Source organism: Streptomyces sp. NBC_00637 (assembly GCF_045161545.1).
In the GTDB taxonomy this organism is placed as follows: Bacteria; Actinomycetota; Actinomycetes; order Streptomycetales; family Streptomycetaceae; genus Streptomyces.
Genome location: NZ_CP109046.1, coordinates 7,877,677 through 7,904,482, shown reverse-complemented (window position 1 = coordinate 7,904,482; position 26,806 = coordinate 7,877,677). Strand labels below are relative to the sequence as shown.

Sequence of the window (26,806 nt, the reverse complement as noted above, 5' to 3'; positions counted from 1 at the left end):
GTCCACCCGGGCGGCCCGGTTCCGAGTCCCCGTCCGGGGGCTCCTGGGGAGTGGAACGAGGGTAGGCATGACCAGCAACGCGACCGAGTCCTTGGACACGGTTCCCGGCGACCACGAGCTCAGGCAGCTCCTGGCCGGTCTGACGGCCGTACGGGACGGGGACTTCGGCACCCGGTTGCCCACCGACGGCGACGGTCTGCTGGGTGACATCGCCAACGTCTTCAACGGCATGGTCGACCAGCTGTCCGTCTTCACCTCCGAGGTGACCCGGGTGGCCCGGGAGGTGGGCACCGAGGGCACCCTGGGGGGTCAGGCGGAGGTGCCGGGCGTCTCCGGGACCTGGGCCGACCTCACGGACTCCGTCAACGCCATGGCGGGCAACCTGACGACCCAGGTGCGGGACATCGCCCAGGTGGCGACCGCGGTGGCCAAGGGCGACCTCTCCCAGAAGATCGACGTTCCGGCCCGCGGCGAGATCCTTCAGCTGAAGGAGACCGTCAACACGATGGTCGACCAGCTGTCCGCGTTCGCCGACGAGGTCACCCGCGTCGCCCGCGAGGTCGGCACCGAAGGGCGCCTCGGCGGCCAGGCACAGGTGCCCGGGGTCGCCGGGGTGTGGCGGGACCTCACCGATTCGGTCAACTTCATGGCCGGAAACCTCACCAACCAGGTCCGCAACGTCGCCCAGGTGACGACGGCGGTGGCCAAGGGCGACCTCTCCCAGAAGATCACCGTCGACGCCCGCGGCGAGATCCTCGAACTCAAGAACACCATCAACACGATGGTCGACCAGCTCTCCGCGTTCGCCGACGAGGTCACCCGCGTCGCCCGCGAGGTCGGCACCGAAGGACGCCTCGGCGGCCAGGCCGACGTCAAGGGTGTCAAGGGCACCTGGCGGGACCTCACCGATTCGGTCAACTTCATGGCCGGAAACCTCACCAACCAGGTCCGCAACGTCGCCCAGGTGGCGACCGCGGTGGCCAAGGGCGACCTCTCCCAGAAGATCACCGTCGACGCCCGCGGCGAGATCCTCGAACTCAAGAACACCATCAACACGATGGTCGACCAGCTGTCCGCCTTCGCCGACGAGGTCACCCGCGTCGCCCGCGAGGTCGGCACGGCGGGCAATCTGGGCGGGCAGGCCACCGTCCGCGGGGTGTCGGGCACCTGGAAGGACCTCACCGACAACGTCAACGTCATGGCGTCGAACCTGACGGGACAGGTGCGCTCCATCGCGCAGGTCGCCACCGCCGTGGCCCGCGGCGACCTCTCGCAGAAGATCACCGTCGAGGCCAAGGGCGAGGTCGCCGCGCTGGCGGACGTCATCAACACGATGGTGGACACGCTGTCCGCGTTCGCCGACGAGGTCACCCGCGTCGCCCGCGAGGTCGGCACCGAGGGACGCCTCGGCGGCCAGGCGCAGGTGCCGAACGTGGCCGGCACCTGGAAGGACCTCACCGACAACGTCAACTCGATGGCCAACAACCTCACCGGCCAGGTCCGCAACATCGCGCTGGTGACCACGGCGGTGGCCCGCGGCGACCTGTCGAAGAAGATCGACGTGGACGCCCGGGGCGAGATCCTCGAGCTCAAGACGACCATCAACACGATGGTCGACCAGCTCTCCGCCTTCGCCGACGAGGTCACCCGCGTCGCCCGCGAGGTCGGCACCGAAGGACGCCTCGGCGGCCAGGCCGAGGTGGAGGGCGTCTCGGGCACCTGGAAGCGCCTCACGGAGAACGTCAACGAGCTGGCCGGGAACCTGACCCGGCAGGTGCGCGCGATCGCAGGGGTCACGAGCGCCGTCGCGGAGGGCGATCTGACCCGGTCGATCACCGTGGTCGCCTCCGGCGAGGTCGCCGAGCTCAAGGACAACATCAACTCGATGGTGGAGTCCCTGCGCGAGACCACCCGGGCCAACCAGGAGCAGGACTGGCTCAAGACCAACCTGGCGCGGATCTCCGGCCTCATGCAGGGCCACCGCGACCTGCCCGTCGTCGCCGAACTGATCATGGACGAGCTGGTGCCGCTGGTGTCGGCCCAGTTCGGTGCCTTCCACCTCGCCGAGGACGGCGAGCACGGACCGGAGCTGCGGCTCGTGGGCGCCTACGGCTACCCCGCCGACGACGAGCGTCCCACCCGTATCCCGTTCGGCCGCTCGCTGGTCGGCCAGGCCGCGCGCAGCCGCCGGACGATCATCGTCGACGAGCTGCCGGCCGGTTACGTCACCATCTCCTCGGGCCTCGGCCAGGTGGAGCCCAGCGCCCTGGTCCTGCTGCCCATCGTCTTCGAGGGGCAGGTGCTCGGCGTCATCGAACTGGCGTCGGTCGGCGCGTTCACCCAGATCCACCGGGACTTCCTGGAACAGCTGAGGGTGACCATCGGCGTGAACGTCAACACCATCGTGGCGAACGCCCGCACCGACGAGCTGCTCGACGAGTCCCAGCGGCTGACCGCCGAACTCCAGGCCAGGTCCGCCGAGTTGCAGTCCCAGCAGGAGGAACTCCAGCACTCCAACGCGGAGCTGGAGGAGAAGGCCTCCCTGCTGGTCGCGCAGAACCGGGACATCGAGGCGAAGAACCTCCAGATCGAGCAGGCCCGGCAGGAGCTGGAGGCGCGGGCGCAGCAGCTGTCCCTGGCCTCGAAGTACAAGTCGGAGTTCCTGGCGAACATGAGCCACGAGCTGCGCACCCCGCTCAACAGCCTGCTCATCCTGGCCCAGTTGCTGGCCCAGAACCCTTCGCGCAACCTCACGCCGAAGCAGGTCGAGTACGCGGGCATCATCCACTCGGCCGGCTCGGACCTGCTCCAGCTGATCAACGACATCCTGGATCTGTCGAAGGTCGAGGCGGGCAAGATGGACGTCTCGCCGGAGCAGGTGTCGCTGCGCCAGCTCATCGAGTACGTCGAGGCGACCTTCCGGCCCATGACGACGCAGAAGAGCCTGGAGTTCACGGTGACCACGGCCACCGGCGCCCCGGCCGACCTGCTCACCGACGACTCCCGGCTGCGCCAGGTTCTGCGCAACCTGCTGTCCAACGCGGTGAAGTTCACCGAGCGGGGCAGTGTCGAGCTGCGCATCGAGCCGGCCTCCGACGAGGAGGTGCCGAGCGGCGTGGTGCGCGGCAGCACCGTGGTGGCGTTCCGGGTGAAGGACACCGGCATCGGCATTCCGGAGCAGCAGCTGGAGACCATCTTCGGCGCCTTCCAGCAGGCGGACGGCACGACCAGCCGCAAGTACGGCGGTACGGGTCTGGGGCTGTCCATCACGCGGGAGATCGCGCATCTGCTCGGCGGCGCGGTCACGGTGGACAGCACACCGGGCCGTGGCAGCACCTTCACGCTCTACCTGCCGGTCGCGCGGCGCGACTTCCAGGAGGTCCTCGAGGGCGGCCGGCCGGTGGAACGCGCCCTCGCCGGGCCGCCCGCGGCGCTCCCCGTCGGCTCCCCCGGCACGCCCCCGGCCGCCGGCACGGCCGCACGGCGTCCGCGTCGGCTGCTGGTGGTGGAGGAGCGGCCCCGCGGTCTGCTGACCCTGGTCGCCGAGAGCGTCGTGGCGGACATGGCTCGCGGCCGGGAGGACGGCACGTCGGCGGCGCCGGTCGACATCGTCACCGCCGTCGGTGCACACGAGGCCGCCGGCGCGCTGGCCGCCGAACCCTGCCACTGCGTCGTCCTGGAACTGGGCATGCCCGACGCGGAGGCCTCCCGGTTCCTGGAGGCCCTGCACGACGACTCGGTGCTGACGGGCGTTCCGGTGCTGGTGCACAGCGGACACCGGGCGGACCTCGCCCAGGAGGAGAGCCTCCAGTCCCGGGCGGCCGGCAAGCCGATGGAGTTCCTGTCCAGCCTGGACGAGCTGCGCGAGCGCATCACCCTGCATCTCTCCGCCGAGCAGCCGGGGGACGTCCTCGCGCTGGTCCGTGCGGACGAGGCGCAGCACGTGGCGCCGCACCTCCCGGACGACGCGGTCGTGGGCCGGACGGTCCTGGTCGTCGACGACGACGCGCGCAACCTGTTCGCGCTCAGCGGGATCCTGGAACTGCACGGCATCCGCGTCCTGCACGCGGAGAACGGGCGCGAGGGGATCGACACGCTGCGCAACAACCCGGACATCGCGCTGGTGCTGATGGACGTGATGATGCCGGAGATGGACGGATACACGGCCACGGCCGAGATCCGGCGCATGTCCGAGTACGCCGATCTGCCCATCGTGGCGGTGACCGCGAAGGCCATGCCGGGGGACCGGGAGAAGAGCCTCGACTCGGGCGCCAGCGACTACGTCACCAAGCCCGTCGACACCCATGACCTCATGTCCTGCGTCCGACGCTGGCTGACCGTCTGAGGACGTCCGCCGCCCGAGCCACCAGGCGTCCCAGCCGAGGAGTCCGCACACCGTGAGCATTCCCGCACAGCCCACCAAACCCGGCGAGGGCCGGTCCCTGCCCGTACCGATGGCGGAACAGACCGGCCCCGAGGAGGGTGTGAACCTGCCGGAGGGCGCCGCCGCCGCGCCCTCCCCCGTGGGCCGACTGGCCGCCACCGTGGACCGGCTGCGCCGCGAGGTCATCAAGGCGCAGGCGGAGGCCGACGGGCGGGCCCTGGTCGAACTCGCCAAGGGCATCCTGGTGGAGCGCCTGGGCTGCGGCCCGAGCGAGGCGGCCCAGCAGCTGTCCGCGCTGGCCGGGCAGTCCGGTCTGAGTCCGCTGGAGTTCGCGGTGGACGTCATCAACCAGGCGGCCAAGGACCGGGTGTCCGAGGTGACGCAGGCCTTCCTGGCGTCCGTCGACAGGCCGGACGATCCGGCGGCGCAGTCGGCGGCCGTACGGCTGCGGGCCGCCGAGAGCGGGGCGCTGGCGGCGGCGCACGACACCCAGGCCGTCGCCGACGCCCTGCTCCAGCACGCGCTGGGCCCGCTGGGCGCGGTCGCCGTGGCGATCTGGGCGGCGGGCTCCGACGGTTCGCTGACCCTCGCCGGCAGCGCGGGCTTCTCCCCCGGCGAGGCCGAGCGCTGGCGGTACGTACCGCCGGACGTGGCCACGGTGGCGCGCTGCGGCCTCACCGAGGGGGCGACGCAGTGGATCGAGTCGCTGGCCCTGACCGGGCTGCCCACCATCGGCCGCCAGTCGCACCCGGACGGCGGCCGGGCGGCCGTGCCCGCGGGCAGCGCCGGCCGTGTGGACGGCGTCCTGGAGATCGCCTGGCCGGCCCCGCTGGAACGGCAGCCGCCCCAGGTGGTGCGCCAGGTGGAGGCCCTGGCGGACCTGTGCGCGCACACGCTCCAGGCCTACTCGCATGTCCGGGGCCCCGACCACGGGCCCCTGGTGCTGCCGGACACGGCTGAGCTGATGGACCTGACGGACGGGCTGCACGACCCGGCCCTGGTCCTGGTACCGCACGTCGACGCGGGCGGAAAGCTGGTGGACTTCCGTATCCAGCACGTCAACGACCGCTTCCTCGACCCGGCGGGCCGGCCCCGCGCCGTGGTCAACGGGGCCCTGCTGCTCGAGGCCTATCCGATGGCCGCCGGCGGCGGCGGTGACCTGTTCCAGCGGATCGAGCGCGTGCACGCCACCGGCGAGCCGTTCCGGGCGCGCCGGATGAGTCTGACCGCGCTGGTCGGCGAGGTGCCGCTGGCGGCGGTCGCGGACCTCAGCATCAGCCGGCACGGCGACTGCGTGCTGCTGATCTGGCGGATCGAGGACGAGGCGGCGCGCCTGGCCAGCCTGTTGCAGAACGCCCAGCGACTCGGCCGCATCGGCGGCTTCGAGGAGGACCTGCTCACCGGCGAGACCACCTGGAACGGCCAGCTGTTCACCCTGTACGGGCGGCCCGAGTCGAGCCCGCCGGTGCCGCTGGAGGACCTGGCGGCGCACACCCATCCCGACGACGCGGTCGTCGTCGGCCGGCTGCTGCGCACGCTGCTGCACCGCCGCCGTCCGGCGTCCGCCGCCTTCCGGCTCCAGCGGCCGGACGGGGTGACCCGGCACATGCGGATCGTCGCCGAGCCGGTGCTCGACACCGACGAACGGCTGGTCGCCGTGCGCGGCGCCTACCAGGACATCTCCTCGCAGCACTGGACGGAGGTGGCGCTCGCCGCCACCCGCGACCAGCTCGCGCAGAGCGAGCAGCACGCCAGCGAGCGCAGCCGGCTGGCCCTCCAGCTCCAGCACGCCATCATGCCGCCCACCCGGGCGCCGCTGGAGGCCCCCGGGCTCCAGGTGGCGGTCCGTTACCGGCCGGCCGAGGAGGAGCACCTGGTGGGCGGCGACTGGTACGACGCCGTCATGCTGCCCTCCCGGCTGGTGATGCTGTGCGTGGGCGACGTGGCCGGGCACGGCATCGAGGCGGCGACCAGCATGGTGGTACTGCGCAACGCGCTGCGCGGTCTCGCGGTGACGGGGGCGGGGCCGGGCCAGCTGCTGTCCTGGCTCAACATCGTCGCCCATCACCTGACGGGTTCGATCACGGCCACCGCCGTGTGCGGCCTGTACGACCCCTCCCGGCACACCCTGCGCTGGGCGAGGGCGGGGCATCTGCCGCCGGTGCTGGTGCGGGACTCCCAGGCGGCGCCGCTGCCCCTGCTCAGGGGCATGCTGCTGGGCGCCGTGCCGGAGACGGTGTACGAGGAGGAGGAGGTCCAGCTCGCGGCCGACGACACACTGCTGATGTACACGGACGGCCTGATCGAGCGACGCGACCGGTCGGTGGAGGAATCGCTGACCCAGTTGCTGGTGCAGGCCCGCACGGTGCCGCCGACGCTGGACCAGCAGCTGGACCGGCTGCTCACGTACAGCAGGTCGGACACGGACGACGACACGTGCATCGTCGGCATCCGGCTGCGCTAGGCCGTCCGGTCCCTCGGCGGACTCGGACCGGGTACGCATGGTGCGGGGATTCGGGGGTATCCGCCTGTGCGCGACACCAGGTCGGGGTCAGCGGGCGGAAGGGCGGGACACGCGGAACATGACGAACGTCCCGTGCGGCTTCCCGCACGTGCTCGCCCTCGGTAGCCGCGCATCGAAGTCGCCCACCGGGGTAGACGCTCCCGACCGTCAGCTTTCGGAGGTACGTGTGTCCATCGCCCAGAACCCCTTGTCCGTCGAGGTCACCCTCCCTCGCGAGGACGTCGCGCTGGTCACGGTCGAAGGCCATCTCGACCTCGACACCGCGACCGATCTACAGGCCCATCTGGCCAATCAGCTGCACCACGGCCGACGGCATTTCCTCCTGGACCTCTCGGCGGTCCCGTTCATGGACTCGTCCGGCATGAACATCATCCTGCGCGTGTACCAGGAGGCCCGGGGTCTGCCGGGGAGCGTGCACGTGATCGCTCCCACGCCGGCCGTGCGCCGGGTCCTGGACCTCACCGGGGTCAGCCTGACCGTGCCCATATCCGAGAAGGTGGACGAGGCTCTGGAGCTCGTCGACCGGCAACAGCTCGCGGAGGGCTCGCAAGACTGACCGGCGGCCGTCCCGGCCGTCCGGAGGACCTCGGGAAACCGAGCGGAGACGGCCGACTTCCGTCCAATACTTGTCATTTGACAACTGTGTACATAAGGCAACAAAGTGAGCGGGACAGTGATGCGAGAGGGAAGACGGATGTGCCGGTGGGCGAATCCGATCACCCGTGGCCCCCGTCAGGCGGTACGGGCGTCAGGGGCGTCGTCGTCGTGGATCTGTTCGGCCGCGGCCGAACAGAACGCCTCCAGCCCTGTCAGCAGCGCGGCCCTCTGCATGGCGGGCATCTGCTCCAACACGCTCTCCAGCGCGGCCTCCCGGCGTGATCTGAGGTCGACGAGGAAGGCACTCCCCCGGCGGCTCAGGAAGAGTTCGAGCTCCCGGCGGCTCTCGGCGGCGACCCTGCGCTCGACGAAGCCGACGGCCTGGAGGCGGTCGCACAGGCGACTGGTGGACGGCGGCGTGGACCCGAGGAACTCGGCGAGGGTGCGCAGGTTGATGCCTTCGTGGTGCTCCAGGATGAACAGCACGCGCAACTGGGAGGCGGAGACCGGTGCCGTCGAGGCACGGCCCCAGAGGACTTCCAGCAACTCCGCCGCCTGCGAGGTCACACGCGCCACCTGGAGTGGTTGCGGTCGCGAGGAGGGGGACATCACGGTCACACTCTCGCAGGCTTCTCCACGGCTGTCAGCCCGCACCCGCCGCCGCGGGGGCAGGGGGCTCGACGCCACGGCATCCCGGAGGGCGAAGTGAGCGACCCCGTGAACAGACTCGTCGCCGCCGGGCGCGCCCTGCGCTCCGCGGCCCCGCACCATCTGCCCGACACGCTGAGCCAGGTCCTGCGCGCCCAGTACGCGGCCGAGGCCGTTGAGCTGCGGCTGGCCGACTACGGGCTGAAGGTGCTGCTGCCCGTGCCGCCCGCACCGAGCGGCACCGAGCCGGTGCCCGTGCAGGGCAGCGCTCCCGGCCGGGCCTTCGGGTCGCAGCAGCCGTACGTCGAGGAGCCGGACGGCGCCCGGACGCGGGCGCATCTGCCCGTGACCGTGCGCGGCGACCGGCTGGGCGTGCTGTCCCTGACCCTGCCCGCGCCCGCCGGGGAGTCCCTCACCGAACTCACCGAGCTGGCGGAGCTCCTCGCGCACGAGATGGTGGTCGCCGAGCGGGACACCGACCTGTACGCGCGGGCGCGCCGCAGGGAGCGGCTGACGCTGGCGGCGGAGATCCAGTGGCAGCTGCTCCCGGCCCGCTCGTGCGCACGGGAGGAGTACGCACTGGGTGCCCAGCTCGAGCCCGCCTACGCCATCTTCGGCGACAACTTCGACTGGGAGGCCTCGGCCGACCATCTGATGATCTACGTCACCAACGGGATGGGCGAGGGCATCGAGGCCTCCCTGCTCACCAGCCTCGGCATCAACGCGCTGCGCAACGCGCGCCGCGCCGGCGTTCCCATCGAGGACCAGGCGGCCCTGGCCGACCAGGCGCTGCACGCCCACTACCGGGGCGAGGCGCATCTGTCGGTCCTGCTGGTGGACATCGAGCTGTCCACGGGGCGGATGCGGGTGGTCGACGCGGGCTCGCCGCGGCTGCTGCTGCTGCGCGACCGGGTGCTGTCCGTCGTGGATCTCGACGCGCAGCTGCCGCTGGGCATGTTCGAGGAGACCGACTACGTCGCCCAGGAGCTCACGCTGCTGCCCGGCGACCGGCTGCTCTTCGTCAGCGACGGCGTCCACGGGGTCGCCGCGCCGGGCGGTGAGTCGTACGGCGAGAACGCCCTGGCACGGGCGGTCGGCAACGCCTCCCTGCTGCCGGCGGCGGACGTCCCGGCCGCGGTGCTGCGCGGGCTGACCGGGCACCGCGGAAGGCCCGAGCCGGACGACGACGCGCTCGTCGTCTGTCTCGACTGGTTCGGGAAACGCCCCGCGTCGTAGGCCGCCGCCCACCGACCGCCCCACCGGCCGCCTCACGCGGGACCGCGGCGGCGACACAGAAGCCACGAGGACGAGGAGAGACTGACGTGCCGGAGCACGAAACGGCAGCGGAGCACATCACGCCGGCGAGCGACGTCGGCAGGTTCCTGCACCGCCGCCGTGAGCAGATCGCCCAGCGCTGGGCCGACGAACCCCTGTTCCGCACGGTGTTCACCGTCTCGCGGGACGAGGCGGTGGAAGCGGGCCGGGTCGTCGCCGACGCGCTCGCCCAGGTGGCCGACACCGGCCGGGTGGCGGACACGGACGCGGCCGGATTCACCGTGATCCGCGAGCAGCTCGCCGCGATGGCGGCCTCCCGGGTCCGCTTCGGGCTCACCTCCGGCCAGGTGTCCACCGAGGTGGACGGCCTGCGCGCCCCTGCCGTGGACCTCCTGGTCGCCGACCTGCCGGACGCGCCGCCCGACCACCTCCGGGAGTGCACCACGCTGCTGACCGTGCTCATGGGCACCCTGCGGCTGGTGGTCCTGGAGACCTCGCTGAGCGAGGGCCAGGCGCTCATCGACCGGCAGCAGACGGAGCTGCTGGAGGCCGCCACGCCGGTGATCCGGCTGTGGGACGGCATCGTCGCCGTGCCGCTCATCGGCACGCTCGACAGCGCCCGCAGCCAGGTCGTCATGGAGACGCTGCTGACGGCGGTCGTCGACCAGCAGGCCCGCTTCGCGATCCTGGACATCACCGGAGTGCCGATGGTCGACTCGCTGGTGGCCCAGCACCTGATGAAGACCGTCGCGGCCGTACGGCTGATGGGCGCGGAGTGCGTCGTCTCCGGCATCCGGCCCGCCATCGCGCAGACCATCGTGCACCTCGGTCTGGACCTGGGAACGGTGGTGACCAGGTCGAGCCTCGCCGACGCCCTGGGGTACGCACTGCACCGGCTGGGCGCCGACATCGTGCTCGCGACGCCCGGTGGTGCGGGTCCCCGGTGAACCACGACCTCTCCCTCTCGGGCACCGCCCACGTACCGGTTCTCCGGCTCGGCGACGTCCTGCTGATCACTCTCCAGGGCGACCTGCACGACGGTACGGCGGAGCAGCTCCAGCAGGACATCGCCGAGCAGATCGTCCGCAGCCGGGTGACCGGCGTGGTCATCGACATCTCCGGGGTGGAGATCGTCGACTCCTTCCTGGGGCGTGTGCTGGCCGAGATCGCCGCGAGCTCCCGGCTGCTGGCCGCGCGGACCGTGGTGGCGGGCATGCGTCCCGCGGTGGCGATCACGCTGGTGGAACTGGGGCTCTCGCTGCCGGGGCTGCGCACCGCGCTCAGCACCGAGGCGGCACTCGAACGGCTCGCCATGACGGCTCCGGGCGGCCCGCCCCGGGAGCCTCGGTGAGCGGCACGGTCGCGGGCGTCGAGGCCCGCCTGCCGATCCGCTCGGACCGGGACCTGGTGTGGGTGCGGCAGCATGTGCGCCAGGCGGCCGCGGCGCTCGGCTTCGGTCTGGTGGACCAGACGAAGCTGGTCACCGCGGCCAGCGAGCTGGCCCGCAACACCCTGGTGTACGGCGGTGGCGGCGAGATGGCGGCGGAGCACCTCGCCGACGGGCGGGCGCAGGGGCTGCGGCTGACGTTCACGGACCAGGGGCCGGGCATCGCCGACCCGGAGCGGGCGCTCAGCGACGGCTACACCTCCGGCGGCGGGCTGGGGCTCGGCCTGGGCGGGGCGCGTCGTCTGGTGCACGAGTTCTCGCTGGACAGCACGCCCGGAGTCGGCACCACGGTCACGGTGACGTCCTGGGCGGTGCGCTCGCCACGGCAGCGTGAGGAGCCGCGATGACGCAGGTGTGGGACGTCCCGGTGCACGACTCGACGCGGGTGCGTGACGCGCGGGTGGCCGCGGAGGACGCGGCGGCGCTGGCCGGTCTCGACCCGTCGCGCGCCGCCGACGCCGCCCTGGTGGCGACCGAGCTGGCGACGAACCTGCTCAAGCACGCGCGCGGCGGGCAGCTCCTCGTCGAGGCGGTCTCCCCGCCGAGCGCGCGGGAGGGGGGCCTCCTCGTGCAGCTCACCGCCGTCGACCACGGACCGGGCATGTCCGACGTGTCCGCCGCCCTGGGCGACGGCTTCTCCACGGCCGGGTCGCTGGGCGCCGGCCTCGGTACCTGCCGGCGGCTCGCCGACGACTTCGACCTGCACAGCGTCCCGGGCCGCGGGACGGTCGCGCTGGCCCGGATCGGCGGTCCGGCACGGACCCGCGGCCGCCGCGAACCGGCCTCCGGGCAGGGTCCCGGACAGGGTCCCGGCCGGACCGGGGCAGCCGCGCCGGACGAGGCCTCCCCCGGGTCCGCCCGCTTCTCCGTACGGGTCGGAGGCGTCAACATCCCCTTCCGGGGTGCCGCGTGCTCCGGGGACGCCTGGACCTGCGTCCGTGAGGGCGACCTGCTGACCCTGATGCTGGCCGACGGTCTGGGGCACGGTCCCGAGGCGGCCCGTGCCTCGACCACGGCGGTCCGCGAGGTGCGGCGCTCACCCCATCTGCCCCCGGCCGAACAGCTGCGCCGGCTCGACACCGCGCTGCGCGGTACGAGGGGCGCGGCGGTCGCGGTGGCCCGGCTCGACCTGCGCACCGGACGGCTGCTGTTCGCCGGCGTCGGCAACATCGGGGCACGGCTGCGCGAGGGCGACTCCTGGCGCCACCTGCTCTCCCGGCCCGGGATAGTCGGCACCCACCGGCCCACGACCCTGCCCGAGACCGAGGCCGCCTGGGCTCCGGACCGCCTGCTCGTCCTGCACAGCGACGGACTGCCCAGCCGCTGGGCGCCGCCGGTCGACCCCCGCCTGCTGTCCTGCGACCCCGCGGTCACCGCCGCCGTGACGGTCCGCGACGCCGGCAGCTCCGCCCGCCCGGTGCGTGACGACACCGCCGTGGCCGTCCTGTCCCCGACACCGCCGGATGGTCCATGAACCACACCTGGCCGATCAGCACGGTCGGCGACGCGGCACGCGCGCGGATCACCACCACACGGGTGGCCGCCGCGTACGGCGTGCCGCCGCTGGAACGCACCCGGCTGGCCGCCACGCTCGGCGCGCGGCTGCGCCGGTGTCTGACCAAGGGCGGCGGCTGGCAGTTCGTCCTGACGGTGACCGGGGGTTCGCTGCGGGTCGAGGTCTCCCCCTCGCCCGCCGACGGCGAGCGGCCGTGGTGCGTCACCGTGCCGTGCCCGGAGCCGGCCGCGGGCCCCGTCTGCGATGCGGCGGCGGGTGACCCTGCCTCCCTCTCCGAGGCCCTGCTCGGCGCCGACGAGGACACCGCGCTGGTGCTGGAGCGGTTGGCCGACCAGGAGGAGCTCGTAGCCTTCCACCGGGAGGAACTGCACCAGACCAACCAGGGCGTGCTGGCCCTGCACGCCGAGCTGGACGCCGCCGGCCGGGCGCAGCGCGAGGCCTTCGCGGCGGAGCGTGCCGCGCGCCGGGAGGCGGAGGACGCGCGGCGCCGGCTGACGTTCCTCGCCGACGCCAGCGCGGCGCTGACGGCCTCCCTCAACCACGAGGAGATCGCGCGCCTGCTGCCGGAGCTGCTGGTGCCCGAGTACGCCCGCACGGCCGACGTCTGGCTCTTCGACGCGGAGGACGAGCGGGTCCCGTCCGTTCCGCGTCCGGCGGCCGCCGTGATCGCGGCCCGCACCGGACGGCCGCAGTACGCGGCCGCGCACCCCGGGGGCCTGCCCGGGGTGGACGACCAGCCGCCGTCGGCGCTGCATCCCGGCCGGTCCCTGCTGTGCGTGCCGCTGCCGACCCGCGGCGCGCCCCTGGGCGTCGTGACGCTGACCCCGCCCGGCGAGCGCTGGAACCCCGACGACGCCGTCATGCTCGTGGAACTCACCCGTCGGGCCGGTGGCGCCCTCGACAACGCCCGTCGTTACGAGCACAACCGGGACATCGCCCAGACCCTCCAGCGCGCCCTGCTGACCGACCTGCCGACCACCCCGGGCCTGCGGCTGGCCGCCCGCTATCTGCCGGCCACGTACGGGCTGAACATCGGCGGCGACTGGTACGACGCGTTCCGGCAGCCCGACGGCAGCCTGATCACCGTGATCGGCGATGTGACGGGGCACGGGCTGCACGCGGCGGTGATGATGAGCCAGCTGCGTACCGCGCTGCGCGCCTACGCCGTGGACGGCGGCAGCCCGGGTGAGCTGCTGACCCGGCTGCACATGTTCCTGCACCACCTCCAGCCCGATCTGTACGCGACCGCCGTGATCGCCCGCTTCCAGCCCGGCGAGCCGGTGCTGACGTGGGCGGCGGCAGGGCATCCGCCGCCCGTGCTGCGCGGCCCGGACGGGCGGGTGCGCACCCTGGACGCCAAGCCGGGGGCGATGCTCGGCATCCCGCTGCACCAGGAGATCGCCGACCACCGGGTGCCGCTGGAGCCGGGTTCCACGCTGGCGCTCTACACCGACGGGCTGGTCGAGCGGCGGGCCCAGGGCATAGACCCGGGCATCGAGCGGCTGTCGGCGGCGCTCGGCGCGTTCCGTACCGAGGAGCTGGACGCTGATCTGGACGGTTCGGCGGAGCGCATCCTGGAGCCGATGCTGAGCGACTCCGAGCGGGACGACGACGTCTGCCTGCTGCTGTGCCACGTGGACGGCCAGGCCGGCGGCCTCGCCGGCGGACGTCCGCTGCCCGCGGCCTGAGGAGCGGTCAGCCGTCCGCCGGGCCCTCGGCCCCCCGGCCCGACGTGTGCGCCTGGTGGAAACCGCGGAGTCCGTGCTCCAGCGCGGTGCGCTGGGCCGGGGTCATCGCCTCGAACACGGACGCGAGTCGCCGTACGCGGCGCTCGGCGACATCGGCGAGCAGGCGTTTTCCGTAAACGGTCACCACGAGCTGCACTTCGCGCCGGTTGCTGGGCTGCACGGTGCGCTCCAGCAGCCCGGCGGCCTCCAGCCGGTCGCAGAGACGGCTCGCGGTGGGCAGTCCGACGCCCAGGTGCTCGGCCAGGGCCGTCAGATTGAGTTCCGGACTGGCGCGCACCGTCCGCAGGGCCAGCAGTTGCCGGGCGGGCAGCCGGGGTCTGGTCTCCTCCGCCGCCATGAGCCAACAGGCCACCAGGCTCTCCACGGCCTCGGCGAGTTGCCCGGCCTGTGTCCGACGACTCTCCCACCCGTCGTCGTCGGAGCCGTCCGCGCGCCACACCGCCACTATCCTCCGGCTTCCGCGATTGTCATGTACGACGGCCTACCCGAAGGCAACGGGCGTACACAGGCCCTTCCGGGGGTACGTCGGTGACCTCAGGAGAAACGTTCGTCTGCATGCCTCGCCCGGCTGGCGGATCCAGTCCGCGCGCGATGGGATCGACGAGGTGCGAGGGGCCCGCGGGCGGGGCACGCGCAACGTCGGGGCAGACCGCCTGGAGCCGCAGAAAGGGATGGACATCGTGACACGACCCAAGATCCTGGTGGTGGGCGCGGGCTTCGCGGGAGTGGGGTGCGTTCGACGTCTGGAACGCGCGCTCTCCGACGCGGAGGCCGACGTCACCCTGGTGACGCCGTTCGCCTACCAGCTCTATCTGCCGCTGCTGCCACAGGTCGCCTCAGGGGTGCTGACGCCGCAGTCGATCGCCGTTTCGCTGCGTCGCAGCAAGAAGTACCGCACCCGGATCATTCCCGGTGGCGCCATCGGCGTGGACCTGAAGTCGAAGGTCTGCGTCATCCGGACCATCACCGACGAGATCGTCAACGAGCCGTACGACTACATCGTGCTGGCTCCCGGCAGCGTCACCCGCACCTTCGACATCCCGGGGCTGACCGAGCACGCCTTCGGGATGAAGACCCTCGCCGAGGCCGCGTACATCCGCGACCACGTCATCAGCCAGCTCGACCTGGCCGACGCCAGCCGCGACCCCGTCGAGCGGACCTCGCGGCTCCAGTTCGTGGTCGTCGGCGGCGGTTACGCCGGCACGGAGACCGCCGCCTGCCTGCAGCTCCTCACCCACAACGCGGTCAAGCGCTATCCGAACCTGGACCCGAGCTTGATCAAGTGGCATCTGATCGACATCGCGCCGAAGCTGATGCCGGAGCTCGGCGACAAGCTCGGCCGCAGCGCCCAGGAGGTGCTGCGCAAGCGGGGCATCGACATCTCGCTGGGCGTGTCGATCGCCAAGGCCGGTCCGGAGGAGGTCACCTTCACCGACGGCCGGGTGATCCCGACCCGGACCCTGATCTGGACCGCGGGAGTGGTGGCCAGCCCGCTGATCGCGACGCTCGGCGCGGAGACGGTCCGCGGCCGGCTCGCCGTCACCGCCGAGATGAACCTGCCCGGCAATGACGGGGTCTTCGCGCTCGGGGACGCCGCCGCCGTACCCGACGAGGCCAAGGGCGACCAGGGCGCGATCTGCCCGCCGACGGCACAGCACGCGATGCGCCAGGGCAAGGTCGTCGCCGACAACGTCATCGCGGCGCTGCGGGGCCGGGCGATGCGTCCGTACGTGCACAAGGACCTCGGTCTGGTCGTCGACCTCGGCGGCACCGACGCCGTCTCCAAGCCGCTCGGCATCGAGCTGCGCGGGCTGCCGGCGCAGGCGGTGGCCCGCGGCTACCACTGGTCGGCGCTGCGCACCGGGGTGGCCAAGGCGCGGGTGCTGACCAACTGGACGCTCAACGCGCTCGCGGGCGACGATTTCGTCCGCACGGGCTTCCAGGCGCGCCGGGCGGCGAAGCTGAAGGACTTCGAGTACACGGACAGCTATCTGACGCCGGAGCAGGTGCGGGCACAGATCGAGGGGCCGGGGTCGCAGACCGCCTGAGGTCGGACGGACGGCGGGAGAGAGTACGGCGGCGTGAGGGCGGCGGCACGGGCGTTCGGGGCACGGTGGCGGGATCGGATCGCGGCGTCCGACCCCGGGCTGCTGCGGCTGGCGGCCGGGTTGCGCACGGTCGGGGCGATCTCTCTCACGCTGGCCGTGCTCTCGCTGCTGGGCGCGGACGTCTCGCACCTGGTGGCGGGGGCCATCGCCTCGATGGTCGCCACGTTCGCGATCCGGGAGAAGCAGCGCGACCGGCAGGCCGTCACGCTGGCGCTGGGTCTGCCGGTGGCGTACGCCTCGATGTCGCTGGCGGCGCTGCTCGGCTCCCGGCCGCTGGCCGGTGACGTCTTCTTCGTGGTGCTGATCTTCTGCGCCGTCTACGGCCGCCGGTTCGGCGACCGGGGCACGGCGCTCGGGCTGGTCGGCTTCCAGGTGTACTTCCTGTCGCTGTTCGTCGGCGTCACCGGGTCGACCCTGCCGGGGTTCTACGCGGTGCTGGCCGTCGCCTTCGTGTGCAGTGCCGCGGCGCGCTTCGCGCTGGTGCCGCAGACGCCGACCGGCATCCTCCAGCGGCTGCGCGAGGCCTTCCGGGCGCGGCTCGCGCAGTTGCTCGCCGCCCATCTCGAACTTCTCGACGCCGGTCCGGACGACATCGACAAGGCGCTGGCCCACGTGCGCGAGGGCACGGCCCGGCTGCACGAGACGGCCATGCTGATCCAGGGCCGGCTGGACGAGGGCACTCCGGACGAGGCGACGGCCCGGCTGGTGCAGCGCAGGATCGCCGACGCGGAGATCGCCGCCGAGCGGCTCGGGCTGCTCCTGCTGACGGCCCGCAGCGCCGAACGGGCCGACACACTGACCCTGCACCTGCCGGGCGCGCCGCTGCCGGAGGGCGGTCATCTCCCCGTACGGGACGAGGCCCTCGCCGCCCTGCGCCGTGATCTGGGGGCCCTGCGGCTGCTGGTCCGGATCTCCGTCGCGGAGGGCACGGCCACGGCCCAGGTGCGCAACCGGCTGCTCGGGTACCGGGACGAGGAGAACCTGCCGAAGGCGTCGCCGGCCGTGCAGGACGTCTTCCGGGGCGTCGGTGAGGCGGCGCGCGCGGTGCTGGGGCTGCGGGTCGCGCTCGACGGGCCGCAGGACGAGTCCGACGACAGTCCCGAGACGGCCCGCTCACGCGAGGAGCTGGACGCGGAGGACGCCGCGATCGGCGGGAGCGAGGACGACGAGGAGGCGGCCGGGGAGACGGGCCTGCGGCGGCCGACCACGCGGGCCGCCGTGCAGGTCGCCGTCGGGTCGTCGCTGGCCATCGTCGGCGGCGAGCTGCTCTCCGCGCACCGCTGGTACTGGGCGGTGCTGACCTGCTGGATCGTGTTCCTCAATACCGCCTCCACCGGGGAGATCCTGGTCAAGGGATCCCGACGGCTGCTGGGCACCGTGCTCGGAGTGGTCGCCGGCATCGCGCTGGCGGGGCTGGTCGGGCACCACACGTGGACGGCCTTCGCGGTGGTGCTGCTGTGCGTGTTCGCGATGTTCTACACGGCGCCGCTGTCGTACACGCTGATGTCGTTCTTCGTGACGGCCGCGCTGGGGGTGCTGTACACCCTGCTGCACACCTACAGCACGGCGGTACTGGTGCTGCGGGTGGAGGAGACGGCACTGGGGGCGGCCTGCGGCATCTTCGCGGCGGCGCTGGTGCTGCCGGTGCACACGGACCGGCGGACGAACGAGCTGCTGACGACCGTGCTGGACCGGCTCGCCGAGGTCACCGAGGCGGCCGTGGAGCAGCTGAGCGGCGGTGCGCCGGCCGAGCTGCTGGACCGGGCCCGTGATCTGGACCAGGCACTGGCCGATCTGCGGGGGGCCACCCAGCCCCTGACACACCCGGTCACGCCGTTGCGGACCCGGCGGGACACGGCCAGGTACGTGGTCGCGCTGCTCGAGACCTGTGCGTACCACGCGCGGACGCTGGCGGCCATGGCCGAGCTGCTGCCGACGCAGCGATCCATCGTGGCGGATCCGGGGCTGCGCCGCGCCGGGCAGCGTATCCGGCACAACATCGGGGCGATCTCCGCGCGCGTGGCGGGCGAGCCGAGCACCGCCGAGGTGCTGACCGGGCCGAGCATCGCCTCGCTGCTGGCGACCGGAGGGCCGGGAACGCCGCGCTACGGCCGGGTGACCGACCGCGTCCTGCGGCACCTTCAGCGCCTGGACGAAGCGGTCGTCGGTCTGGCCCGGCCGCTCGGCGCGCCGGTGGCCGCGCCGCCGAAGTGACGGCGGCTCCGTGCACGGTCAGAAGTCCGTGGGCATGTCGCTGGCCGCCGCGATGCCCCGCAGCTCCTCGGTGTCCTGGTGGCGCTGCCGGATACAGCCGGCGATCTCGGCGAGGCGGCCGGGGTCGGCCGCGGTGCCCGCGTCCGTGACCACCCGGACCGGGCCGGTTCCGTCGACGTCTATCTCCACCAGCTGGTTGTCCAGCCGGCCGGTGACTGCGGTGGCGATGACCAGGGCGGCCTCGTCACGGATCTCCTGGGGCAGTTGCCGGGTGTCCTGCGGGTCGAGGGCGAAGTCGAGACTTTCGGGTCGTTGTTCCTCGAGGGCGCGCAGCGCGGGAGCGACGACCTTCAGCAGCAGCTGGTAGTCCTCACTGTCCATGCGCACGCGCAGGAGGTCGAGGTACATGTCCACGGGCCGTCCGTCGCGCGGGAACTCTGATTCGTTCATCTGGTCCGTGTTCCCACGCATCCGGACGTCAGACCTTGCGCCAGCGGGCCATGGCGAACGAGAAGAGTCCGAAGAGCACGAGTCCGGCGGCTACGCAGGCCAGCAGGCCGGGGCCCGCGGGCGTGCCGGCGAACGATCGCAGGGTGTCGTCGATGCCCTTGGCCTTGTTCGGCTCGTATTCGACGGCGGCCCGGACCGCGAAGACTCCCGCGGCGGCGAACACCACACCGCGGGCGGCACCGCCGCCTACCCCGGTGACGTCGACCATGCGCCGCACGCGCGGGGACATCTCCCCCAGCCGCAGATGCTTGCGGTAGGACCGCATGACGGCGCGGGCGCCGATCCACACTCCCGCGATGATGATCCCCACGCCTCCGGCGCCGACGATCCACTGCCCGGCGGGCAGGTCCAGCGCCCGGGCGGTGACGTCCCGGGACTGCTCGTCGCCCCCGCCTCCGCTGCCCGATCCCGCGGCGAAGGCCAGCACGGAGTAGGCGACGAAGGAGTAGAAGGCGCAGCGGCCGAGGGCGAGCAGGCGCTTCTTGGCGCTGCGCCCGTCGGCGCCGACTCCGCCGAAGACGACCTGGGACAGCCGCCACAGGGCCATGCCCACGAGTCCGATGCCCAGTGCCCACAGCACCACGGCGCCGAAGGGCTTTTCCGATATCTCGGCCAGGGCCCCCTGGCGGTCGGCCTGTTGGCTGCCGTCGCCGAAGGCGATCTGCAACGCCAGCAGTCCGACCAGCAGGTAGATCACGCCTCGCGCGGCGAGCCCCGCCTTGGCGGCGCCCTTCGTCAGCGAGCCGCGCGCCGCCCGCTTCGCCTCGACCCGGCCGTTGCGCGCCAGAGCACTCGTATCCATGCCGCCCTCCCCGAACTCTCCCCGATTCCTGCGGGATCCGCATGCCCCGGCTCTCGCGCCGCACACGTCCGGTGCTCGTGGACGAGGCCTCCGCGCAAAAAAGCGGCGGGGTGGACGCCGGATCCGGTCGCGTCCACCCCGCCCTGTCAGGCGTACACGTGGGGGTCTTGGTCGGTCGGCGGGCTTATCGCGGCGTCGGCGCGCGACGCGGCGTCCAGCCACTGCCGGGCCGTCTCCAGGGCGTGCCTGACGTCGCGCGTGCCGGTGGACACGCACAGCGTGTAGGCCAGATCACGCGCCTGGGCCTGGTGCTGGGGCTTCGCCTCGGCGGGTCCGGCCTGGGTCAGCGCTTCGTACTCGTCGACGAGTCTGCGCAGGACTGCGGGGTGCGGCATGAGCATCGGTCTGCTTCTCCTCCGTTCGGATCGGGTGGGTGTCGCGTTGTTCAGCGCAGGGCTTCCTGGCGCACGCGCTCGCAGCTGCGGCTGATGAGCCGGGACACGTGCATCTGGGAGATGCCCAGTTGGTCGGCGATGCTGCTCTGGGTCATGTCCTCGAAGAACCGCATGTAGAGAATGGCCCGCTCACGCTCCGGCAGTCGGCGCAGGCCTTCCTTGGCGGACTCGCGATCGACCACGACGTCGAAGGAGGAGTCGGAGTCGCCCAGGGTGTCGGCGAGGCTGTAGCCGTCGTCACCGGCCGAGGTCTCCGCGTCCAGCGACAGGGTGCTGAAGCTCTCCAGGGCTTCGAGGCCGGCGCCGACCTCCTCCTCGGTGAGCCCGGTGTGGGTGGCGATGTCGGCCACCGAGGGCTCGGCCGCGCCGGGGTTCTGGGTGAGCTCCCGGCGGGCGATGCGCACCTTGTTGCGCAGTTCCTGTACCCGGCGGGGCACGCGCAGCGCCCACATCCGGTCCCGGAAATGCCGCTTGATCTCGCCGGTGATGGTGGGCACGGCGTAGCTCTCGAAGGCCCCGCGTTCGGGGTCGAAGCGGTCGACGGCCTTGACCAGTCCGAGCGCCGCCACCTGCCGCAGGTCCTCGATCGACTCACCGCGGTCGCGGAATCGCCCGGCGATGCGGTGGGCCATGGGCAGCCAGGCGGTGACGAGCTCGTCGCGTACGGCGTCCCGCTCGGGGCCCTCCTCCAGGGTGACCAGCCGCGCGAACCGGCTCATGGTGTCGGGCGCGTCGGCGTGGGTGCGACGCAGTTGCGCGGTGGCGGTGGCGGGGGCGGATGCGGAAGGACGGCTTGTCGACATGTCGATAGGCATGCGGTATCGCTCTCCTGAACGGTGGTTTCAGGGACTGACGACGGAGACTTCTGCCGTCCGGGGCGCGCGCGGCGCCCCGGAGCGGGCAACCCGCTCCGTCGGCGCGCCTCCGGTCCGAAGCACGAACCTCCGTCTGCCCTACCCCTGGAGGAACAAACTCCGCCTACCGAAAAGGCGTTCACAGGTTCGTGGTCCATGTCCCGGACCGGGCGGCGCGGGGGTCAGAACACGGGGACGACGGCGGTGATGCGCTTCCCGCCAGAGGGCAGGCAGGCCACCCTGACGTTGCGGGCCAGCCGGCAGACGATCGGCCAGCCGCGTCCGCCGCTGCGCTGTCGCCCCTGGTCGTCGAGCGGGTCGGTGGTGACGGGCAGCCGGTCGCTGCGGTCGCTGACGGAGACACACACGGACGGCCCGTCGATGTCGACGTCGAATCCGGTGATGCCGCCGCCGTGCAGAATGGCGTTGCTCGTCAGTTCCGAGGCGACGAGCAGGGCGTCCGAGAGGCCGTCCTCGTCGTACGGGCAGCCGATGGCCCCGCAGCGCCCGGTCACCGCCTGCCGGACGGCACTGCGGACGTCGGCCGGCCGGCACTGTTCGTGCCCGCGCCCGAAGACGCCGTCCTGCGTGGTCCCGAGGTCGGTCGAGTCGTTCGTACGCATCCCTTCGCTCCCCTGGCTGGTCCCGGCTGGTCGGGCGGCCGCACCGGCGCGGCGGTTCGGCGCCCCTTCCGCACCCGGTGCGCTTGCACCGGGGGATGCGGTTGTCTCCTTTTCGGCTGGCCGCCCCCGCGGCCGCCAAACCTCCCGGACAGGGAGCATTCGTCCCGCCGGATCGGGGTACGCGAACCGGATGACCGATGTGGTGGACTCGGACGAACTGCTGCGGCGCATCCGGCGGGCGAGGAGCTGCGCCCACGAGGAACTGCTGGCCTGGCGGGCCCGGAGCGCGGACCTCTCCCGGGCCGACGCGGACCGGGCGGACGACGCGCGGGACGCCCGGAGCCGGGCTCTCGCCTACGAAGCCGTGCTCAGGGTGCTGGACGAGATCGTGACGCCGGGCCGGAGCGCCGAGCCGCACTGACGCCGCCCCACACCGACGCCGGGCCGCGTCGACCGGGGGCGGGCGCGATTGGCGTCGCCCCACGCGGGCACCCGCCGGCCATGGCCGCCGATCACGCACGCGCACCCGTTCTGGAAGCACTGGTCGACTACCGCAGGCAGGGCCGCCTGTCGTTCACCCCGCCGGGGCACAAGCAGGCCCGCGGTGCCGATCCCGAAGTGCGGGCGGTGCTGGGGGACGCGGTCTTCCTCGGTGACGTGCCGGCGTCGGGCGGACTGGACGACCGGCTCACCCGGGGCCGGGTGCTGGAGCGTGCCGAGCAGCTGATGGCGGACGCCGTCCACGCCGAGCACACCTTCTTCTCGACGTGCGGGAGTTCCCTGTCCGTCAAGGCCGCCATGCTCTCGGTGGCCGGGCCGCACGAGAAGCTGCTGATCGGGCGGGACGCGCACAAATCGGTGGTGTCGGGTCTGATCCTGTCGGGGATCGAACCCGTGTGGGTCGAGCCGAACTGGGACGCCGGGCGCCACCTGGCGCACCCGCCGTCGGCCGAGAAGTTCGAGAAGGCCTTCCAGATCCACCCGGACGCGAAGGGCGCCCTGGTCACCAGCCCCACCCCGTACGGCTCCTGCGCGGACCTGCGGGCGATCGCCGACGTGTGCCACCGCCGTTCGGTGCCGCTCGTCGTGGACGAGGCCTGGGGGGCGCATCTGCCCTTCCATCCGGACCTGCCGTCCTGGGCGATGGACGCGGGCGCCGACATCTGCGTCACCAGCGTCCACAAGATGGGCAGCGGCCTGGAACAGGGTTCCGTGTTCCACCTCCAGGACGGACTCGTCACGCCGGAGCTGCTCGCCCTGCGCGCGGACCTGCTGGGCACGACGAGCCCCTCGGTGCTTCTGTACGCCGGACTCGACGGCTGGCGCCGGCAGATGGCGTTGCACGGCGAGCGGCTGATCGGCGCGGCTCTCGGGCTGGCGCGGGAGGTGCGGTCCGCGATCGAGGAGATCGACGGGATGCACGTCGAGGGCCGGGAGGACTTCTGCGGCCCGGGGCTCGCCGACGACTTCGATCCGCTGCCCGTGGTGATCGACGTGCAGGGGCTCGGGATCACCGGGTTCCAGGCCGCGGACTGGCTGCGCGAGCACCAGCTCATGGACATGCACCTGTCCGACCACCGGCGGATCGGCGCGCAGCTGACCCACGCCGACGACCGCGGGACGACCGGCGAACTGCTCGCCGCCCTCAAGGATCTCGCGCATGCCGCGCCCGAGCTGGACCCGGCCCCGCCGGTCGAGGTGCCGGCCCCCGCCGAACTGCGCCTGGCGCAGGCGCTGCTGCCCCGGGACACGTTCTTCGGGCCCGCCGAGAACGTGGCGCTGAGCGGCGCCGCCGGACGGATCGCCGCCGAGATGATCACGCCGTACCCGCCGGGTATCCCGGCCGTCCTGCCCGGGGAGCGGCTGACCGAGCCCGTGCTGCGCTATCTGAGCACCGGCCTGGCGGCGGGCATGAACCTCCCCGACCCGACCGATCCGGAACTGGGGACGATCAGGGTCGTCGTCCAGGACACCGGACGGAAACCGGGCACCGGACAGACTCCGGACACCGGGCGGACACCGGGCGGCGAGTGAAAGGCGAGTGAAACGGGTCACGTACCCGGGTTTCGGGTACACAAAATCTCCGCGAATGGTTTACCTTTCATTCATACCTGGTGAGCGGGGTCGCAGACACCTCTCCTCCGTGCACCACCCTTTACTGCCCTGGCTGGCCTCCCCCGTCCAGCCAGGGCTTTTCCGTGCTCGCCGCGCCCTTGTACGAAAAGTGCGGCTCTCCGAGGTGCCCGAGGCGTCGCCAACGGCTCAAATGGGAAGGGGAAGCACCCCCACGGATCGTCGGCGAGGAGCTCCGGGCCATGACCAAAGCGACCAAACTGCTGACCGCGCTTCCCCCGCCGCAGCGCCAGCGCCTGATGACCCTCGCGCGTGAGGTGTCCTTCCCGGAGGACGCCCGGATCTTCGACGCGGGCGGCACCGCCGACCGCTTCTGGGTCATCCGCTCCGGCGCGGTCTCGCTGATCCAGCAGGTGACGTCGCTGCGCCGGGTCACGGTCGCGAGCCTCGGCGCCGGCGACCTGCTGGGCTGGTCGTGGATGTTCCCGCCGTACCAGTGGGACTTCGGCGCGGAGGCCTTCAGCCCGGTACGCGCCTACGAGTTCGAGGCGCGCCCGGTGCTCGCCCTGTGCGACGAGGATCCCGCGCTCGGGCTGTCGCTGATACGGATCGTGGCCGAGATCCTCGCGCACCGACTGGAGGCGACCCGGGGCAAGCTGATGGACCAGTACGGGGCGAACCGGCGCGGGGTGCTGTAGGCCCGCGCCGCGCGCCCGTCCCGGGGGCTGCGGACCCGAACCGCGCACGCCGCGGGGGGCGGTGGACCCGAACCGCGCCGGTCTCGGGGAGCTGTGGGGCCGAACCGCGCTCGCCGCGGGGGCTGCAAACCCGCACCCCGCCCGCCTCGGGCGCCGTGGACCTGCGCCCCGCCCGTCCCGGGGGTCTTTGGACCCGCGCCCCGCTCGTCACTCAGACGCGGTAGCGGCGCAGCGCGGGGACTGCGGCCGCCAGGCCCAGCATCGACGCGACGACCAGCAGGCCGCCGCCCGTGACCGCGACCCGGGGTCCGAAGGCGGCGCCCGCCGTGCCGTGCAGGGCGTCGGCCAGCCGGGGGCCGCCCGCGACGACGACCGTGAACACGCCCTGCATGCGGCCGCGCATCTCGTCGGTGGCGGCGGACAGCAGGATCGCCCCGCGGAAGACCATGGAGACCATGTCGGCGACGCCGGCGCAGGCCAGGAACACCACCGCGAGCCAGAGGCTGCCGCTCAGCCCGAAGCCGGCGATCGCCGCGCCCCAGGCGACGACCGCGCCGATGACCATCCAGCCGTGCCGCCGGGCCCGGGAGAACGTGCCGGAGAACAGTCCGCCCAGCACCGCGCCGATCGGGATCGCCGCGAACAGCAGGCCCAGGGCGAGCCCTTCGCCGTAGGAGGCGTACGTCTCGGCGGCGAGCTGCGGGAACAGGGCCCGTGGCATGCCGAAGACCATGGCGATGACGTCGGCGAGGAAGGACAGCAACAGGACCTTGTGCCGGGAGATGTAGCGGAAGCCCTCCGCGATCTCCCGCACTCCGGCACGCCGGGCGGTGGCGCTCGCCAGGGGCGGCAGCGCGGGCAGGCGGGCCACGGCCCACAGCGTGACGCACAGCGCGACCGCGTCGAGGAGATACAGCTCGGGCAGGCCGATGACGGGGATCAGGGAGCCCGCGAGCAGCGGCCCGGCGACCAGGCCGGTCTGCATGACCGTCGATCCGAGGGCGTTGGCGGCGGCGAGCTCCTCCGCCGGGACCAGACGGGCGATGGAAGCGTTGCGGGCGGGCGCGTTGAGGCCGAAGAAGGCCTGCTGGGTGGCGAGCAGCACCATCAGCACGGCGACCGAGTCGAGTCCCGAGACCGCCTGGAGCCAGAACAGCACCGAGGTGACGGCGATACCGCTGTTGGTCACCAGCAGCAGTTTGCGCCGGTCGACGGTGTCGGCGACCGCGCCGCCCCACAGCGCGAACAGCACCATCGGCACCAGTCCGGCGAGGCTGGCGTAGCCGACCCAGGCGGAGGAGCCGGTGATGTCGTAGATCTGCTTGGGCACCGCGACGGCGGTGAGCTGGCTGCCCACGGCCGTGACGATGGTCGAGGACCACAGACGCCGGTAGGCCGGCCGGCGCAGCGGCCGGGTGTCCATCGCCCAGCGGCGCCAGCCGCGCCGCGGCCGGTCCTGCGGACTCGGGTCGGTCTCCTCGGCCTGGGGTGCGGTGCCGCTCTCGCTCGTGTCCACGCGATTCCTGGTTGCTCGTTACATCTTTCGGGTCCGGAGGTCACTATCCCAGCACCTGCTGTGCTTTCCCCGCTGCGTGGACACATGATCTCGAAGTGCGGACGCGAACAGCGGACTACGATCCGGGGGCTCGACCCCTCAGGCCCCGACGATGAGCGTCACCCCGAGGACGATCATCGTGGCGGCGACGAGGCCGTCCAGGACGCGCCAGGCGGTCGGCCGGGTCAGGAACCGGCTGAGCAGCCTGGCCCCGAAGCCCAGCGCCGCGAACCAGCACAGGCTGGCGAGGACGGCGCCGAGACCGAAGGTCCAGCGCAGCGGGCCACGGTCGGCGGCGACGGAACCGAGCAGGAAGACCGTGTCCAGGTAGACGTGCGGATTGAGCCAGGTCAGCGCCAGGCAGGTCAGCACGGCCCGGCGCACGGAACCCGCTCCCTCCCCCTCCGTCGCCAGGGCGCCCGTGGGCCGGAACACCCGCCGGGCCGCCAGCGCCCCGTAACAGAGCAGGAAGAGACCGCCGATCCAGCCGACCGCGGTCAGCGCCCCGGGCCAGGCCACCACCAGCGCGCCCACCCCGCCCACCCCCAGGGCGATGAGCAGCGCGTCCGACAGGGCGCAGATCCCGACGACGGCGAGGACGGCGTCACGACGGATGCCCTGGCGCAGGACGAACGCGTTCTGGGCGCCGATGGCGACGATGAGCGACAGACCGGTGCCGAATCCGGCGGCCGTGGCGGTGAGCGTGGGGGACATGACGTCCACGCTAGGGAAGCGATCACCGCAGGTACAGCTAAAGATTCTTACGTATCATCAG

Annotated in this window: 23 protein-coding genes; 14 read left to right on the top strand and 9 right to left on the bottom strand. The window is 72.7% G+C overall.

Going from position 1 to position 26,806, the window contains the following annotated elements; genetic code table 11:
• The first annotated feature begins 67 nt into the window (after positions 1-67).
• From OG440_RS34925 to OG440_RS34915, 3 genes are all read left to right on the top strand, one after another.
• On the top strand, positions 68-4,345 hold the full coding sequence (locus tag OG440_RS34925) for a HAMP domain-containing protein (protein ID WP_406010750.1): 4,278 nt from the start codon (positions 68-70) through the stop codon (positions 4,343-4,345).
• A gap of 109 nt (positions 4,346-4,454) precedes the next feature.
• Positions 4,455-6,848 (top strand): SpoIIE family protein phosphatase, encoded by a 2,394-nt coding sequence (locus OG440_RS34920; RefSeq protein WP_406011544.1) that lies wholly within the window; start codon positions 4,455-4,457, stop codon positions 6,846-6,848.
• A 226-nt stretch (positions 6,849-7,074) separates the two neighbouring features.
• Entirely contained in the window at positions 7,075-7,464 is a 390-nt protein-coding gene (locus tag OG440_RS34915) for an STAS domain-containing protein (protein WP_406010749.1), read from the top strand.
• A 176-nt stretch (positions 7,465-7,640) separates the two neighbouring features.
• Here OG440_RS34915 and OG440_RS34910 read toward each other — a convergent pair whose 3' ends face one another.
• The gene (locus OG440_RS34910; RefSeq protein ID WP_406010748.1) at positions 7,641-8,114 is read right to left on the bottom strand and encodes a MarR family winged helix-turn-helix transcriptional regulator; all 474 of its coding nucleotides are present in this window, start codon (positions 8,112-8,114) and stop codon (positions 7,641-7,643) included.
• Between the two features lie 108 nt (positions 8,115-8,222).
• Between OG440_RS34910 and OG440_RS34905 the strand changes: the two genes are divergently transcribed.
• From OG440_RS34905 to OG440_RS34880, 6 genes are all read left to right on the top strand, one after another.
• Complete coding sequence (locus OG440_RS34905; RefSeq protein WP_406011543.1) at positions 8,223-9,389, top strand: PP2C family protein-serine/threonine phosphatase; 1,167 nt, start codon at positions 8,223-8,225, stop codon at positions 9,387-9,389.
• Between the two features lie 86 nt (positions 9,390-9,475).
• The gene (locus tag OG440_RS34900; RefSeq protein ID WP_406010747.1) at positions 9,476-10,375 is read left to right on the top strand and encodes an STAS domain-containing protein; all 900 of its coding nucleotides are present in this window, start codon (positions 9,476-9,478) and stop codon (positions 10,373-10,375) included.
• A complete protein-coding gene (locus OG440_RS34895) occupies positions 10,372-10,779 on the top strand; it encodes an STAS domain-containing protein (protein WP_406010746.1) in 408 nt (135 codons plus the stop codon). The genes OG440_RS34900 and OG440_RS34895 overlap by 4 nt, the downstream gene beginning before the upstream one ends.
• On the top strand, positions 10,776-11,222 hold the full coding sequence (locus OG440_RS34890) for an anti-sigma regulatory factor (RefSeq protein WP_406010745.1): 447 nt from the start codon (positions 10,776-10,778) through the stop codon (positions 11,220-11,222). The genes OG440_RS34895 and OG440_RS34890 overlap by 4 nt, the downstream gene beginning before the upstream one ends.
• Positions 11,219-12,349, top strand: a complete 1,131-nt coding sequence (locus tag OG440_RS34885; RefSeq protein ID WP_406010744.1) for a SpoIIE family protein phosphatase — start codon at positions 11,219-11,221, stop codon at positions 12,347-12,349. The genes OG440_RS34890 and OG440_RS34885 overlap by 4 nt, the downstream gene beginning before the upstream one ends.
• Positions 12,346-14,079 carry a PP2C family protein-serine/threonine phosphatase gene (locus OG440_RS34880; RefSeq protein ID WP_406010743.1) on the top strand — a complete coding sequence of 578 codons (1,734 nt, stop codon included), beginning with the start codon at positions 12,346-12,348 and terminating at the stop codon, positions 14,077-14,079. Before OG440_RS34885 ends, OG440_RS34880 begins: the two co-directional genes overlap by 4 nt.
• Before the next feature lie 7 nt (positions 14,080-14,086).
• Here OG440_RS34880 and OG440_RS34875 read toward each other — a convergent pair whose 3' ends face one another.
• Positions 14,087-14,578, bottom strand: coding sequence for a MarR family winged helix-turn-helix transcriptional regulator (locus OG440_RS34875; RefSeq protein ID WP_406010742.1), 492 nt, complete (start codon positions 14,576-14,578; stop codon positions 14,087-14,089).
• A 232-nt stretch (positions 14,579-14,810) separates the two neighbouring features.
• Here OG440_RS34875 and OG440_RS34870 point away from each other — a divergent pair, with 232 nt between their 5' ends.
• Positions 14,811-16,187 (top strand): NAD(P)/FAD-dependent oxidoreductase, encoded by a 1,377-nt coding sequence (locus OG440_RS34870; RefSeq protein ID WP_406010741.1) that lies wholly within the window; start codon positions 14,811-14,813, stop codon positions 16,185-16,187.
• A gap of 33 nt (positions 16,188-16,220) precedes the next feature.
• A complete protein-coding gene (locus tag OG440_RS34865) occupies positions 16,221-18,461 on the top strand; it encodes an FUSC family protein (protein WP_406010740.1) in 2,241 nt (746 codons plus the stop codon).
• Between the two features lie 18 nt (positions 18,462-18,479).
• Here OG440_RS34865 and OG440_RS34860 read toward each other — a convergent pair whose 3' ends face one another.
• The 5 genes from OG440_RS34860 to OG440_RS34840 all read right to left on the bottom strand — a co-directional run bounded on the left by OG440_RS34860 (position 18,480) and on the right by OG440_RS34840 (position 21,705).
• A complete protein-coding gene (locus OG440_RS34860; protein ID WP_406010739.1) occupies positions 18,480-18,911 on the bottom strand; it encodes a hypothetical protein in 432 nt (143 codons plus the stop codon).
• Positions 18,912-18,939: 28 nt separating this feature from the next.
• Entirely contained in the window at positions 18,940-19,773 is an 834-nt protein-coding gene (locus OG440_RS34855; protein WP_406010738.1) for a DUF1206 domain-containing protein, read from the bottom strand.
• Positions 19,774-19,919: 146 nt separating this feature from the next.
• On the bottom strand, positions 19,920-20,174 hold the full coding sequence (locus OG440_RS34850; RefSeq protein WP_406010737.1) for a DUF5133 domain-containing protein: 255 nt from the start codon (positions 20,172-20,174) through the stop codon (positions 19,920-19,922).
• A gap of 44 nt (positions 20,175-20,218) precedes the next feature.
• Positions 20,219-21,043: a SigB/SigF/SigG family RNA polymerase sigma factor gene (locus OG440_RS34845; RefSeq protein WP_406010736.1), complete on the bottom strand. Its 825-nt coding sequence runs from the start codon at positions 21,041-21,043 to the stop codon at positions 20,219-20,221.
• 221 nt (positions 21,044-21,264) lie between these two features.
• Complete coding sequence (locus OG440_RS34840; protein WP_406010735.1) at positions 21,265-21,705, bottom strand: ATP-binding protein; 441 nt, start codon at positions 21,703-21,705, stop codon at positions 21,265-21,267.
• A gap of 190 nt (positions 21,706-21,895) precedes the next feature.
• Between OG440_RS34840 and OG440_RS34835 the strand changes: the two genes are divergently transcribed.
• The 3 genes from OG440_RS34835 to OG440_RS34825 all read left to right on the top strand — a co-directional run bounded on the left by OG440_RS34835 (position 21,896) and on the right by OG440_RS34825 (position 24,476).
• Entirely contained in the window at positions 21,896-22,126 is a 231-nt protein-coding gene (locus tag OG440_RS34835) for a hypothetical protein (RefSeq protein WP_406010734.1), read from the top strand.
• 80 nt (positions 22,127-22,206) lie between these two features.
• The gene (locus OG440_RS34830) at positions 22,207-23,739 is read left to right on the top strand and encodes an aminotransferase class I/II-fold pyridoxal phosphate-dependent enzyme (protein WP_406010733.1); all 1,533 of its coding nucleotides are present in this window, start codon (positions 22,207-22,209) and stop codon (positions 23,737-23,739) included.
• Positions 23,740-24,020: 281 nt separating this feature from the next.
• Positions 24,021-24,476, top strand: coding sequence for a cyclic nucleotide-binding domain-containing protein (locus tag OG440_RS34825; protein WP_406010732.1), 456 nt, complete (start codon positions 24,021-24,023; stop codon positions 24,474-24,476).
• A 211-nt stretch (positions 24,477-24,687) separates the two neighbouring features.
• Here the strand turns inward: OG440_RS34825 and OG440_RS34820 are convergent, their stop codons facing one another.
• Entirely contained in the window at positions 24,688-25,992 is a 1,305-nt protein-coding gene (locus OG440_RS34820) for an MFS transporter (RefSeq protein ID WP_406010731.1), read from the bottom strand.
• A gap of 138 nt (positions 25,993-26,130) precedes the next feature.
• Positions 26,131-26,745, bottom strand: coding sequence for a LysE/ArgO family amino acid transporter (locus OG440_RS34815; RefSeq protein WP_406010730.1), 615 nt, complete (start codon positions 26,743-26,745; stop codon positions 26,131-26,133).
• Positions 26,746-26,806: the final 61 nt, after the last annotated feature.

What these genes read in the sequence shown, in the direction of transcription:
- OG440_RS34925 (WP_406010750.1), top strand. Translation starts at nt 68, where the DNA reads ATGACCAGCAACGCGACCGAGTCCTTGGACACGGTTCCCGGCGACCAC.
- OG440_RS34920 (WP_406011544.1), top strand. Translation starts at nt 4,455, where the DNA reads ATGGCGGAACAGACCGGCCCCGAGGAGGGTGTGAACCTGCCGGAGGGC.
- OG440_RS34910 (WP_406010748.1), bottom strand. Translation starts at nt 8,114, where the DNA reads ATGTCCCCCTCCTCGCGACCGCAACCACTCCAGGTGGCGCGTGTGACC.
- OG440_RS34885 (WP_406010744.1), top strand. Translation starts at nt 11,219, where the DNA reads ATGACGCAGGTGTGGGACGTCCCGGTGCACGACTCGACGCGGGTGCGT.
- OG440_RS34880 (WP_406010743.1), top strand. Translation starts at nt 12,346, where the DNA reads ATGAACCACACCTGGCCGATCAGCACGGTCGGCGACGCGGCACGCGCG.
- OG440_RS34870 (WP_406010741.1), top strand. Translation starts at nt 14,811, where the DNA reads ATGGACATCGTGACACGACCCAAGATCCTGGTGGTGGGCGCGGGCTTC.
- OG440_RS34860 (WP_406010739.1), bottom strand. Translation starts at nt 18,911, where the DNA reads ATGAACGAATCAGAGTTCCCGCGCGACGGACGGCCCGTGGACATGTAC.
- OG440_RS34855 (WP_406010738.1), bottom strand. Translation starts at nt 19,773, where the DNA reads ATGGATACGAGTGCTCTGGCGCGCAACGGCCGGGTCGAGGCGAAGCGG.
- OG440_RS34850 (WP_406010737.1), bottom strand. Translation starts at nt 20,174, where the DNA reads ATGCTCATGCCGCACCCCGCAGTCCTGCGCAGACTCGTCGACGAGTAC.
- OG440_RS34845 (WP_406010736.1), bottom strand. Translation starts at nt 21,043, where the DNA reads ATGCCTATCGACATGTCGACAAGCCGTCCTTCCGCATCCGCCCCCGCC.
- OG440_RS34840 (WP_406010735.1), bottom strand. Translation starts at nt 21,705, where the DNA reads ATGCGTACGAACGACTCGACCGACCTCGGGACCACGCAGGACGGCGTC.
- OG440_RS34835 (WP_406010734.1), top strand. Translation starts at nt 21,896, where the DNA reads ATGACCGATGTGGTGGACTCGGACGAACTGCTGCGGCGCATCCGGCGG.
- OG440_RS34830 (WP_406010733.1), top strand. Translation starts at nt 22,207, where the DNA reads ATGGCCGCCGATCACGCACGCGCACCCGTTCTGGAAGCACTGGTCGAC.
- OG440_RS34825 (WP_406010732.1), top strand. Translation starts at nt 24,021, where the DNA reads ATGACCAAAGCGACCAAACTGCTGACCGCGCTTCCCCCGCCGCAGCGC.
- OG440_RS34815 (WP_406010730.1), bottom strand. Translation starts at nt 26,745, where the DNA reads ATGTCCCCCACGCTCACCGCCACGGCCGCCGGATTCGGCACCGGTCTG.